This is a genomic window from Pseudomonas sp. (assembly GCF_049590575.1).
GTDB lineage: Bacteria > Pseudomonadota > Gammaproteobacteria > Pseudomonadales > Pseudomonadaceae > Aquipseudomonas.
The window spans coordinates 1-13,218 of record NZ_JBAWDE010000331.1; the positions used below are offsets into that span (position 1 = coordinate 1).

Below are 13,218 nucleotides of genomic sequence, written 5' to 3' on the forward strand. Positions count from 1 at the left end.
CTCGACCAGCCCGCGCGCCTGGCCCTGGACTCGCGGCAACACCAGCTGGTGCAATGGCTCGCCCACAGCCCGGTGGATGACCCGCTGATCGTGCAGCAAGGCGCAGTCCTGCTGTTGGCCAGCCTCAATCATCCGCTGGCGCAGCCGCTGCCGGGCCGGCGCTTGCCCTATGCGGCCTTCAATGCGCATATCGAACGGCATGTGGCCCATCCCCTGCAGGTCGCTGATCTGGCGCGCATCGCCGGCCTCTCCGTGGCACGCCTGCATGCGCGGTTCATGGCCGAGTGCGGCCAGACGCCGATGGACTATATCCGCAGCCGTCGCCTGACTATGGCCCTGGGCCTGCTGCGCGAAACGCCGCTGCCGATTGGCGAGGTTGCCGAACGTGTTGGCTATGCATCGCAGAGCGCGTTCGCGGCAGCGATGCTGCGCGAATTTGGCGCCTCGCCGGGTGCGCTGCGCTTGGGCAAGAGCCCCGCGCTATAAATCGCGAGCTGCGCGACAGACGCCCAAGCCGGCAACCCACTAGACTGCGAGCCTGTCACTCCCGTTGCTTCAAGGATCGCAATGACTCCCCGCTCAGCCCTCGGCGCCCTGCATATCGGCGCATTGATGTTTGGCCTCACTGGCGTCTTCGGCAAACTCGCGGCCGCCTCGCCGGCCATCATCGTGTTCGGTCGCGCCGCTTTTGCCGTGCTGGCCCTGGCAGTGTTTGCGCGCTTCGCCAGTCACACCCCCTGGAAAAAACTCGAACTGCGCGACTGGCGCCGATTGGCGATCAGTGGCGTATTGCTCGCCGCGCACTGGGTTACGTTCTTCATGGCAGTGAAGGTGGCCGGGGTCGCCGTGGCGACCCTGGGGTTTACCGCGTTCCCGGCCTTCACCGTGATCCTTGAGGGGCTGATCTTCCGCGAGCGCATCCGCGCCAATGAAATAGTGCTGGTGGCGCTGGTCACCGTCGGCCTGGTGCTGGTGACGCCGGACTTCAACCTCGCCAGCGAGGCCACCGGTGGCCTGCTGTGGGGCATCGCCTCGGGCTTGCTGTTCTCATTATTGTCACTGAACAATCGCGCCAGCTCAGGGCGGATTCCAGCCGTGCAAGCGGCGCTGTGCCAGAACGTGGTGGTCGCGGCGTGCCTGCTGCCGGTCGCAGCGCCAGGGCTGGCGGAAGTTCGCGCGCTGGACTGGCTGTGGATCGGCCTGCTCGGCGTGTTCTGCACCGGCCTGGCCCACAGCCTGTTTGTCGCCAGCCTCGCGGTGATCAAGGCGCGCACCGCCTCGGTGGTATTTGCCATGGAGCCGGTCTATGGCATCACTGCGGCCTGGCTGCTGTTTGCCGAAACCCCGACAGTGCGCATGCTACTCGGCGGCGCGTTGATCATCGTGGCTATCGTGCTTTCCGGGTTGATGGGCAGCGCCAGCCAGGCCAAACAGCCCGCTGCAACCGCCTCATAGTCAGGCTTTGCGGTCGTTGTGCCCCAGATCCCGCTGCGGGTCGATCTGGTCGCGCACCCGCTGCTTGAGCACCTTGGCCTCCGGGAAGCCACCGTCGACCTTGCGTTCCCAGATCTGCACGCCATCGCAAGTGATGCGAAACGCCCCGCCGGTGGCTGGCTCCAGCGATACTTTGCCCAGGTCATCGGTAAAGGTACTCAACAGTTCCTGGGCCAGCCACGCGGCGCGCAGCAGCCACTGGCACTGGGTGCAATAAGTGATGACGATTTCGGGCTTGCTCATCGACATAATTTGAGAGGTTCCTGGCATGACGGGCTCGGAGGATCGAGCGGCTATAATAGCGGCCTTTATCGCCCAGCCTCGAGATTCATGATGCGCCGCCTGTTGTCCTGCCTGTTCCTGCTCCTGCTCCCTATCGTTGCCGACGCCGTTGAACCGCCCCGCCCGAAAATCGGCCTGGTGCTGTCCGGTGGGGCCGCGCGTGGCCTGGCGCATATCGGCGTGCTCAAGGCCCTGGAGGAACAAGGCATCCAGATTGATGCAATCGCCGGCACCAGCATGGGCGCGGTGATTGGCGGGCTGTATGCCTCGGGCTACAAGATTGACGAGCTGGAAAAACTGGCACTGGGCATCGACTGGCAGCAGGCCCTGTCCGACGCGCCGCCGCGTGAAGATGTGCCGTTTCGCCGCAAGCAGGATGACCGGGATTTCCTGGTCAAGCAGAAACTCAGCTTCCGCGATGACGGCAGCCTCGGCCTGCCCCTCGGGGTGATCCAGGGCCAGAACCTGGCGCTGCTGCTGGAAAGCATGTTCGCCCACAGCAGCGACACGCGCAATTTCGACAAGCTGCCGATCCCCTTCCGCGCCGTGGCCACCGACATCACCACCGGCGAAAAGGTGGTGTTCCGCAAGGGCCATTTGCCCCAGGTGATCCGCGCGAGCATGTCGATCCCAGCGGTGTTCGCGCCGGTGGAGCTGGACGGCCGGCTATTGGTCGACGGTGGCATGACCGATAACATCCCGCTGGATGTGGCACGCGAGATGGGCGTCGACATCGCCATCGTGGTCGACATCGGCACCCCGCTGCGTTCGCGCAAGCAATTGGCCACGGTGGTCGATGTGCTGAACCAGTCGATCACGCTGATGACCCGACGCAATTCCGAAGAACAACTCAAGGACCTGCACCCCAAGGACGTACTGATCCAGCCGCCCCTATCCGCCTACGGCGTGACGGATTTCGGCCGCGCCAAGGACATGATCGACGCCGGCTACCGAGCCACGCGGGCCCTCGACGTGCGCCTGGCCCACCTGCGCCCCGCCCAACCCATCGACCCGCAACTGGTCGCCGCCCGCACTCCGGGTGAACGTACCCCGGTGATCACCGCCATCAAGGTGGAAAACGACTCGAAAGTCAGCGACGACGTGATCCGCTACTACATCCGCCAGCCCCTGGGTGAGCCGCTGAACCTGGGGCGCCTGCAAACCGATATGGGCACCCTGTATGGCCTGGATTACTTCGAGCAGGTGCAATACCGCGTGATCAAGAAGGGCCAGGACAACACGCTGATGATCAGCGCACGCGGCAAACGCAGCGGCACCGACTACCTGCGCCTGGGCTTGAGCCTGTCGGATGACATGCGCGGCGACAGCGCCTTCAACATCGGCGCCAGCTACCGCATGAACGGCATCAACCGCCTCGGCGCCGAATGGCTGACGCGGGTACAGATCGGTGATCGCCAGGAGCTGTACAGCGAGTTCTACCAGCCGATGGACACCGGTTCGCGCTACTTCGTCGCGCCCTATCTGAGTGCCCAGGCACAGAACGTCGAGCTGATTCTGGACAACGATCCGATTTCTGAATACCGCCTGGAACGCTACGGATTCGGCCTGAATGTGGGCCGACAGATCGGCAACAGCGGCGAGATTCGCTTCGGTGTCGGCGAAGCCTGGGGCAAGGCCGATGTGCGCATTGGTGATCGAAGCCTGCCGAGCGTGAGTTTCAGCGAAGGCTTCTATGAGCTGAAGTACTCCTTCGACACCCTGGACAACGTGTACTTCCCCCATACCGGCGAAGATATCGGCCTGGCCTTCCGCGAATTCGAACCCGGCCTGGGCTCGGACCAGCGCTACCGCCAATGGGAATTCAAGCTCGATAAAGCCATGAGCCATGGCCCGGACACCCTGGTGCTGGGCGGGCGCTACGGGCGCACGCTGGATGATTCGGAGGTGGTGATTTCGAGCTTCCTGCTCGGAGGCGCGCGGCAGTTGTCGGGCTTTCGTCAGGATGCGATTTCAGGGCAGAACATCAGCTTGATGCGGGCGGTGTACTACCGCCGCCTGACGCCGCGCTCTTACCTGCCGCTGGACTTCCCGCTGTACCTCGGTGCGTCACTGGAACGTGGCCGCGCGTGGAACAACGACAATGAATTCGACAGCGGCTATATCAACGCGGCGAGTGTTTTCCTGGGCTTTGATACACCGTTGGGGCCGCTGAATTTCAGCTATGGGTTCAACGATGATAAGCAGCAGGCGGTGTACCTGAACCTGGGGCAGACGTTCTAGGGCCAACGGTGGGAACTGGCTGGCCTGCTCCCACATTTTCAATCCCTGCTGTATCTGCAATCAGGACTTTTCCAGATTCGTCAGAATGTGCGCATGCACGCGCATGCACACGCGCAGGTCTGCTTCATCAACGCCTACAAACAGCTCATGGCGCAAGGCCGTGGCGATGGTTTCAATCTGGTCGATCAGAGGGCGGGCGGTATCGCACAGCAGGATGCGTTTGGCGCGACGATCTTCCACCACCGCCTGGCGTTGCACCAAACCCTGGCCTTCGAGGCTGTCGAGCAGGCGTGCGAGGGTCGGCCCTTCTACCCCGACGCTCTGCGCCAGTTCACGCTGAGTCGGCGGTTCTTCGAAACGTGCCAGGTGCAGCAGCACCAGCCAGCGCGCCTGGGACAGGCCCAGCCCCGCCAGGCGGCGGTCGAGCTCGGCGCGCCAACCTCGGGACATTTGCGCCAGCTGCATGCCAAAACGGTGTTGATCGGTTAACGGCATAAAAAACTCATGGTTTAGACTGAAAATAAAGTGTGGCTAATTATTAGTCAGCTAAGCATGAGCCATGCCACTAGGCAAGAGTTGCTATGTACTGATTCGTTACATTGTCGTAATTGGCACACTAAATTTCGAATTCCGACTGCAAAGCGGCGCGTACACAGTGCAGGACACCCTCGGGAACACGGCCGGTGAACAGCGGCGCAATCTCCGCAACCGGTGGCAATTCGCCTTCTCCGTCAAGGAATGCATCCTGGATTTCACCGAGCAAATCTTCCGGTAAATCAAGTGCCTGCTCCAACGACAACTGCTGCTTACAGATGGATTCGGCGAGCAAGGTGTAGACGTTTTTCTCCGTGCACTGCAGCTGGCTGGCAATCTGCATAGGGGTCATGCCGGCGCGCGCCAGGCTGATCAGTTCATGGCGAATATCGGCGACTTCCTTGGGCGCCTCAGCCTGGCCGCCGAGCACTTCGAGGAAGGCCTGGCCATAACGCTCCAGCTTGCGTGCACCCACACCGCTGACCCGCCCCATTTCGGCCATGGTAGTCGGTTGCTCGCGCAGCATCTCCAACAGCGTGGAGTCGGGGAAGATGACGTACGGCGGCACGCTGTGCTCCTGCGCCAGTTTGCGGCGCAAGGTGCGCAGGGCTTCCCACTGCTCGCGCTCTTCGCCACGCACCAGTTGGCTGGCCGGGCTGGTGCTGCTGCTTTTAGCGGTGGTCTGCGGCTTGAGGTCGCGGCGCAGCTCCAGGCTCACCTCGCCCTTGAGCAAGGGCCGGCAACTGTCGTTCAGGCGCAGGCCGCCATAGCCTTCGATGTCGATGTCCACGAGGTTACGCGCGACCATCTGCCGGAACAGCGAGCGCCATTCGCCCTCGGCCCGGGCCTTGCCGACGCCGTAGACCGAGAGTTTTTCGTGGCCGAAACTGCGCACCTTTTCGTTGTCCTTGCCGAGCAGCACATCCACCAGATGGCCGACGCCGTAACGCTGACCGGTCCGGTAGATGGTCGACAACGCCTGGCGCGCCGGCTCGGTGGCATCCCAGGTCTGCACGCCGTCAGTGCAGTTGTCGCAGTGGCCGCACGGCTCGGGCATGTCCTCGTCGAAATACGCCAGCAGCGTCTGGCGGCGGCAGCGGGTTTCTTCACACAATGAGAGCATGGCGTCGAGCTTGTGCTGCTCCAGGCGCTTGTGGCGTTCGTCGCCTTCGGAGTTCTGCAGCATCTGCTTGAGCATCACCACGTCTTGCAGGCCGTAGACCATCCACGCATCCGCCGGCAGGCCATCACGGCCGGCGCGACCGGTTTCCTGGTAGTACGCCTCGAGGGACTTGGGCAGGTCCATGTGTGCGACAAAACGCACGTTGGATTTGTCGATGCCCATGCCGAACGCGATGGTCGCGACCATGATCAGGCCTTCCTCGTTGAGGAAGCGCTTCTGGTGCGCGGAGCGCGTTTCATTCGGCAGGCCGGCGTGGTACGGCAACGCCGGGTAGCCCTGCTCGCAGAGGAATGCGGCGACTTCATCGACCTTCTTGCGCGACAGGCAATACACGATGCCCGCATCGCTGCGCCGCTCGGAGAGGAACGCCAGCAGCTGCTTGCGCGGCTGCTCCTTGGGCACGATGCGGTAGAAAATATTCGGCCGGTCAAAGCTCGACAGGAAGCGCTCGGCGTTCTGCAGGTGCAGGCGCTCGACGATTTCTTCGCGGGTGCGTTTGTCGGCGGTGGCGGTCAGGGCGATACGCGGGACATCGGGGAACAGCTCCGCCAACTGGCCCAGCTGCAAATATTCGCGACGGAAATCGTGACCCCATTGCGATACGCAGTGGGCTTCGTCGATGGCGAACAGGGCGATTTCCAGGCTCTGCAAAAAGGCCAGCATGCGCGGCTGTACGAGGCGCTCGGGGGCCAGGTAGAGCATCTTGACTTCGCCGCGTTTGATCCGCGCGGCCAGCTCGCGCTGCTGCTCGGCACTCAGCGTGGAGTTCAGGGACGCCGCGGCCACACCGAGTTCTTCAAGGGTGGCGACCTGGTCATCCATCAACGCGATCAGCGGCGACACCACCACCGCCAGGCCGTTGCGCAACAGCGCCGGCACCTGGAAGCACAGCGACTTGCCGCCACCGGTAGGCATCAATACCAGCGCATCACCGCCACTGGCCACGCGCTCAATGATCGCACCCTGGCGGCCACGAAAACTGTCGTAGCCGAAGATGTCCTTGAGGACGCGTTGAGCCTGCTCGAGCATGTAAAACTCCAAATAGTGCCGAAATCCCTCTGTACAGGCTGGCCGAAAAAACCCGCGTTCACGGGAAATAATCCGTAAGCGAAGTTTTCTCGCGTTGGTGCTCGGCCTGCAGGGGCATCACAAAACGCGGCAGTATACCCGAGCGACACCCGCCAAAGGGCGCGACTGACGAATAGACGCCCATCTGTAAAACCCGCCAAATATGCCTTGCAGCTGGCCTGAGCGCTCAAGAAAGCCTAGAATTCAGCATCGTTTATTCCCAAGGTAGCCCTTCAATGTCCTTCGCTGAGCAACTAACCCGCCTGCAAGCCTTCCTCGACGCCGATGAGCTGCATGACGAGGCGCTGGACTACGTGGCCGCCCACGGCTACCTGACCGCCCTGTCGATCTCTTCCGACATCGTGCCTGACCGTGAGTGGATCGACGCCTTGTTCGCCGAAGAACCGCACTACGCCGACGACGCTCAACGCGAAGAAATCGAATCCACCCTGGTGGCCCTCAAGGCCCACATCGGTCGCCAACTGGCTTCCGACGAAGAGTTCGAACTGCCTTGCGACCTGGACCTCGGCGAAGAGCCGGATGACTCCGACCTGCGCGGCTGGTGCATCGGTTTCATGGAAGGCGTGTTCCTGCGTGAAGCCGCCTGGTTCGAAACCGCCGAGGAAGAAGTCAGCGAAATGCTGCTGCCGATCATGGTCGGTTCGGGCCTGTTCGACGACCAGCCGGAATTCTCCGACATCGCCTCCGACGCCAACCTGATGGACGACATGATCGTGCAGATCCCGGAAGCCTTGACCGCCCTGTACCTGCTGTGCAACGCCCCTGACGAAAAACCGGCGATCCTCAAGCCTCGTCACCACTGAGTCGTTTGCCCGTGACACCCATGGGCGACCGCTCGCTGCTCCTGCGCTACCTGCTGCTGGCCATCGGCTGGCTCAGCGTAGCGTTGGGGGTGATCGGCATTTTCCTGCCGGTCCTGCCCACCACGCCTTTTCTGCTGCTTGCCGCCGCCTGCTTCGCCCGAAGCTCCCCGCGCTTCTACCACTGGCTGGTGGAACACCCACGCCTGGGCCCGTGGATTCGCGACTACCTGGACGGCAACGGCATCCCGCTCAAGGGCAAGGTCTACGCCATTGGCTTGATGTGGCTGAGCATCGGCTTTTCCTGCTATTTGGTGCCGCTGCCCTGGGCTCGTGGGTTCATGCTGACCAGCGCCGTGCTAGTGACGATTTACATCCTGCGCCAGAAAACCCTGCCACCGCGCTGATCGCGCACTGCGACATTCGATCCCACACGACCTTGGTCGACACTGACTAACCCCAGGCATCATGCGAGACTGTCCAGCCGGGCCCGGAATGCCCGGGTGTTCCTATGCTCGGAGTTAACATGACGCTGTCCAGCGGGCTGATCGCCGCCGTTGCCCTGGCCTATATGGCCATTATGTTTGCCATCGCCTTCTACGGTGACCGCCGCCGTGCGCCATTGCCGCCGCGCATGCGTGCCTGGGTGTACAGCCTGTCGCTGGCGGTTTACTGCACCAGTTGGACCTTCTTCGGCGCCGTAGGCCAAGCCGCCGAACAACTATGGGCGTTTTTACCGATCTACCTCGGACCCGTGCTTCTACTGGTGTTGGCACCCTGGGTGCTGCAGAAGATGATTCTGATCAGCAAGCAGGAAAACATTACCTCCATCGCCGACTTCATCGCTGCGCGCTACGGCAAGTCCCAATCGTTGGCAGTGGTGGTTGCGCTGATCTGCCTGGTCGGCGTGCTGCCTTATATCGCTCTGCAACTCAAAGGCATCGTGCTGGGCGTCAACCTGCTGATCGGTGCCGGCGCCGACACCACCGGCACCCGCGCGCAGGACACCGCGTTGATCGTGTCGCTGGTGCTGGCGCTGTTCACCATTGTGTTCGGTACCCGCAACCTCGACGCCACGGAGCACCACCGCGGCATGGTGCTGGCGATCGCGTTTGAATCCCTGGTCAAGCTGTTTGCCTTCCTGGCCGTCGGTGCGTTTGTGACGTTCGGCCTGTACGACGGTTTCGGCGACCTGTTCAGCCAGGCGATGCTCGCGCCGCGGCTAGAGGAATACTGGAAAGAAACCATCAACTGGCCCTCGATGGTGGTGCAGACCGGCGTGGCGATGATGGCGATTATTTGCCTGCCCCGGCAGTTTCACGTGACCGTGGTGGAAAATATCGACCCGCAGGACCTGCGTCTGGCCAAATGGGTGTTTCCGGCCTACCTGGTGCTCGCCGCACTGTTTGTGATACCCATCGCCCTGGGCGGCAAAATGCTCCTGCCCGGCTCGGTGCTGCCGGACTCCTACGTGATCAGCCTGCCGATGGCCGAGGCCCACCCTGCCCTCGCCGTGCTGGCGTTTATCGGCGGTGCGTCGGCAGCTACCGGCATGGTGATCGTGGCGAGCATCGCCTTGTCGACCATGGTTTCCAACGACATGCTGCTGCCCTGGCTGCTGCGCCGCTCCAGCGCCGAGCGGCCGTTCGAAGTGTTCCGGCACTGGATGCTGTCGGTGCGCCGGGTCAGTATCGTGATCATCCTGCTGCTGGCGTATGTGAGCTATCGCTTGCTCGGCTCCAGCGCCAGCCTGGCGACCATCGGCCAGATCGCCTTTGCCGCCGTGACCCAACTGGCGCCGGCGATGCTCGGCGCGCTGTATTGGAAACAGGCCAACCGGCGCGGTGTGTTTGCCGGGTTGGCGGCGGGCACGTTCCTGTGGTTTTACACCTTGGTCCTACCGGTGACTGCGAAAAGCCTGGGATGGTCCCTGAGCCTTTTCCCCGGCCTCACGTGGATGCATTCCCACCCGCTGGGCTTGTCCGTGACCTCGTTGACCCTGGGCACCGTGTTCTCCCTGGCGGGCAACTTCACGCTGTTTGTGTGGGTGTCGATGCTGTCGCGCACGCGCGTGTCGGAACACTGGCAGGCCGGCCGTTTTATTGGCCAGGAAATCAGCCAGCGCGCCAGTGCCCGCTCGATGCTGTCGGTACAAATCAGCGACCTGCTCAGCCTGGCGGCGCGTTTTGTCGGTGAGGAGCGGGCCCAGCAGAGCTTTATCCGCTTCGCCTATCGCCAAGGCAAGGGCTTCAACCCCAACCAGAATGCCGACAACGACTGGATTGCCCATACCGAGCGCTTGTTGGCCGGTGTACTCGGTGCGTCATCCACCCGAGCTGTAGTGAAAGCCGCCATCGAGGGGCGGGAAATGCAACTGGAGGACGTAGTACGGATCGCCGACGAAGCCTCGGAGGTGCTGCAATTCAACCGGGCGTTGCTGCAAGGCGCGATCGAGAACATCACCCAGGGCATCAGCGTGGTGGACCAGTCCCTCAAACTGGTGGCCTGGAACCGACGCTATCTGGAGCTGTTCAACTACCCGGACGGCCTGATCAGCGTCGGCCGGCCGATTGCCGACATTATTCGCTACAACGCCGAGCGCGGCCTGTGCGGGCCGGGCGAAGCCGAGGTGCATGTGGCGCGTCGCCTGCACTGGATGCGCCAGGGCCGCGCGCACACCTCCGAACGTTTGTTCCCGAACGGGCGGGTGATCGAGCTGATCGGCAACCCGATGCCCGGCGGCGGCTTTGTCATGAGTTTTACCGACATCACCGCGTTCCGCGAAGCCGAGCAGGCACTCACCGAGGCCAACGAAGGCCTGGAACAGCGGGTGACCGAGCGCACCCATGAGCTGTCGCAACTGAATGTGGCGCTGACCGACGCCAAGGGCGTGGCCGAATCTGCCAGCCAGTCGAAGACCCGCTTCCTGGCGGCAGTCAGCCATGACTTGATGCAGCCCCTGAACGCCGCGCGGCTGTTCTCCGCCGCCCTCTCCCACCAGTATGACGGTCTCTCCGCTGAAGCCCGGCAACTGGTGCAGCACCTGGACAGCTCGCTGCGTTCCGCCGAAGACCTGATCAGCGACTTGCTGGATATCTCGCGCCTGGAAAACGGCAAGATCAACCCGCAGCGCCAGCCGTTTGTACTCAACGAGTTGTTCGACACCCTGGGCGCCGAATTCAAGGCGCTGGCCCAGGAACAAGGCTTGCGCTTCCGCCTGCGCGGCAGCCGCTTGCGTGTCGACAGCGACATAAAATTGCTCCGGCGGATTTTGCAGAACTTCCTCACCAACGCCTTCCGCTATGCCGACGGCCCGGTGCTGCTGGGCGTGCGCCGGCGCCGCGGCGAGCTGTGCCTGGAAGTGTGGGACCGCGGCCCCGGCATCCCGCAGGATAAACAGAAGGTGATCTTCGAAGAGTTCAAGCGCCTGGACAGCCACCAGACCCGCGCCGAAAAAGGCCTGGGGCTGGGCCTGGCGATAGCCGACGGCCTGTGCCGCGTACTCGGCCACCGTTTGAGCGTGCGCTCCTGGCCGGGCAAGGGCAGCGTGTTCAGCGTGCGCGTGCCGCTGGCGCGTAACCAGGCCAGCCCGCAGCCCAAGGCCACCCAGGAAAACGGCCTGCCCCTGAGCGGCGCGCAGGTGCTGTGCGTGGATAACGAAGAAAGCATCCTGATTGGCATGCGCAGCCTGCTGACGCGCTGGGGCTGTGAGGTGTGGACCGCCACCGACCAAGCGCAATGCGCTGCGTTACTGGCCGAAGGCGTGCGCCCGCAACTGGCGCTGGTGGACTACCACCTGGACCACGGCGAAACCGGTACCGAATTGATGGGCTGGCTGCGCGCGCAGCTGGCTGAGCCGATTCCGGGCGTGGTCATCAGTGCCGACGGCCGCCCGGAGATGGTCGCCGAAGTGCATGCGGCGGGGCTGGATTACCTGGCCAAGCCGGTGAAGCCGGCGGCGTTGCGGGCGCTGCTGAGCCGGCATTTGCCGCTCTAAACCGGATGTACACCACATTTCGTGCTGCATTTATTCCGGGAGATGAGCAACGCCATCGGAATCGGTCATCGCCCTTTCCAACAAATCAGCCGGCAGGCTTTTACTGGCGCGGGCACCGAGCAGCCTTAATTGCTCGGTGCGGCTGACCAGGTTTCCGCGTCCATCTGTCAGCTTGTTCCGCGCTGCGCTGTAAGCCTTATCCAATTGCTGCAAGCGGTTACCCACCTCATCCAGGTCCTGGATAAACAGTACGAACTTGTCGTACAGCCAACCGGCGCGCTCGGCGATCTCCCGCGCGTTCTGGCTTTGGCGTTCCTGTTTCCACAGGCTGTCGATCACGCGAAGGGTAGCAAGCAACGTGGTCGGGCTGACGATAACGATATGCCGGTCAAAGGCTTCCTGGAACAGGTTGGGCTCGGCCTGCAGCGCCGCTGAAAACGCCGCCTCGATCGGCACGAACAACAACACGAAATCCAGGCTGTGCAGGCCTTCCAGGCGCTTGTAATCCTTGCCGGCCAAGCCTTTGACGTGATTACGCAGCGACAGCACGTGCTGCTTGAGGGCCGCTTGGCCAATCACGTCATCCTCCGCGGCTACATATTGTTGATACGCAGTGAGGCTGACCTTGGAGTCGACCACCACCTGCTTATCGCCGGGCAGCATGATCAATACATCCGGCTGGAAGCGCTCGCCGTCCGGGCCTTTGAGGCTCACTTGCGTCTGATATTCGCGCCCCTTTTCCAGGCCGGCATGTTCCAGCACACGCTCGAGGATCAGCTCACCCCAGTTGCCCTGGGTTTTCTGGCCCTTGAGGGCGCGGGTCAGGTTGGTGGCTTCGTCTGACAGGCGCAGGTTCAGTTGCTGCAGGCGCTCAAGCTCCTTGGCCAGGGAAAAACGCTCGCGGGCCTCGTTCTGATAGCTTTCTTCCACACGCTTTTCGAAGGACTGAATGCGCTCCTTCAGCGGGTCGAGCAATTGCCCCAGGCGCTCCTGGCTGGTTTCGGCGAAACGCTGCTCGCGCTCGTCAAAGATCTTGCCGGCCAACTCGGCGAACTGTGCGCGCAGCTCATCTCGCGAGCCCTGCAGGTCGGCGAGGCGCTGTTGGTGGCTGTCCTGCTGTTCGCGCAGTTCGGCGCGCAAAGACGCCGACAAAGCGTCGAGGCGGCGCAATTCGGTTTCCTTGGCGCTGCGGTCGAGGTTCCAGGCGTGGGCGGCGTCGCGGGCGTTGTCGCGGTCGACCTGCAGCAGTTCGACTTCGCGGCGCACGGCGGCAAGGTCAGCTTGCTTGGCGGCGTTCGCCTGGCTCAGGTCGCTGATCTCGTCGCGGCTGGCATCCAGCTGGGCAGCCAGGCCTTCCTGAGCCAGTTGCGCCATGGCCAGGCGCTCTTCGAGCAGTTCCCAGCCAGTGGTGCGCGCGGTCAGCCGCCGCTGGATCTGCCAGCACAGCGCCAGTAACGGCACTGCAGCACCCGCGAGACCCAGGGCAATATTGGTCCAGTCAAAAGCCATAGCGATTTCTGCCATTACCAAAAAAGAGCGAGGTTAACGGAGCACAGGGCTGGAAGACAGCTCAGTCTTCGACCTGGCCCAGTTCGCGC

General features: G+C 62.9%; 10 protein-coding genes. 6 read left to right on the forward strand and 4 right to left on the reverse strand.

Features of this window, described 5'->3' with window-relative positions; all coding sequences use genetic code 11:
* The coding region (locus WBR57_RS23135) for a helix-turn-helix transcriptional regulator (protein ID WP_424086980.1) at positions 1–486 on the forward strand (486 nt) is incomplete at its 5' end.
* Between the two features lie 81 nt (positions 487–567).
* On the forward strand, positions 568–1,455 hold the full coding sequence (locus WBR57_RS23140) for a DMT family transporter (RefSeq protein ID WP_424086982.1): 888 nt from the start codon (positions 568–570) through the stop codon (positions 1,453–1,455).
* Here the strand turns inward: WBR57_RS23140 and WBR57_RS23145 are convergent, their stop codons facing one another.
* Positions 1,456–1,743, reverse strand: a complete 288-nt coding sequence (locus tag WBR57_RS23145; protein ID WP_424086984.1) for a SelT/SelW/SelH family protein — start codon at positions 1,741–1,743, stop codon at positions 1,456–1,458.
* 84 nt (positions 1,744–1,827) lie between these two features.
* Here WBR57_RS23145 and WBR57_RS23150 point away from each other — a divergent pair, with 84 nt between their 5' ends.
* On the forward strand, positions 1,828–4,017 hold the full coding sequence (locus WBR57_RS23150) for a patatin-like phospholipase family protein (RefSeq protein ID WP_424086986.1): 2,190 nt from the start codon (positions 1,828–1,830) through the stop codon (positions 4,015–4,017).
* Between the two features lie 60 nt (positions 4,018–4,077).
* Here WBR57_RS23150 and WBR57_RS23155 read toward each other — a convergent pair whose 3' ends face one another.
* Positions 4,078–4,512, reverse strand: coding sequence for a MarR family transcriptional regulator (locus tag WBR57_RS23155; RefSeq protein WP_424086988.1), 435 nt, complete (start codon positions 4,510–4,512; stop codon positions 4,078–4,080).
* A gap of 121 nt (positions 4,513–4,633) precedes the next feature.
* Complete coding sequence (gene recQ, locus WBR57_RS23160; protein ID WP_424086990.1) at positions 4,634–6,763, reverse strand: DNA helicase RecQ; 2,130 nt, start codon at positions 6,761–6,763, stop codon at positions 4,634–4,636.
* A gap of 275 nt (positions 6,764–7,038) precedes the next feature.
* Between recQ and WBR57_RS23165 the strand changes: the two genes are divergently transcribed.
* From WBR57_RS23165 to WBR57_RS23175, 3 genes are all read left to right on the forward strand, one after another.
* Positions 7,039–7,626: a UPF0149 family protein gene (locus WBR57_RS23165; protein WP_424086991.1), complete on the forward strand. Its 588-nt coding sequence runs from the start codon at positions 7,039–7,041 to the stop codon at positions 7,624–7,626.
* 20 nt (positions 7,627–7,646) lie between these two features.
* On the forward strand, positions 7,647–8,030 hold the full coding sequence (locus tag WBR57_RS23170) for a YbaN family protein (RefSeq protein WP_424086993.1): 384 nt from the start codon (positions 7,647–7,649) through the stop codon (positions 8,028–8,030).
* Between the two features lie 119 nt (positions 8,031–8,149).
* A complete protein-coding gene (locus WBR57_RS23175) occupies positions 8,150–11,620 on the forward strand; it encodes a hybrid sensor histidine kinase/response regulator (RefSeq protein WP_424086996.1) in 3,471 nt (1,156 codons plus the stop codon).
* 30 nt (positions 11,621–11,650) lie between these two features.
* Here WBR57_RS23175 and rmuC read toward each other — a convergent pair whose 3' ends face one another.
* Positions 11,651–13,015 carry a DNA recombination protein RmuC gene (gene rmuC, locus WBR57_RS23180; protein ID WP_424086998.1) on the reverse strand — a complete coding sequence of 455 codons (1,365 nt, stop codon included), beginning with the start codon at positions 13,013–13,015 and terminating at the stop codon, positions 11,651–11,653.
* Positions 13,016–13,218: the final 203 nt, after the last annotated feature.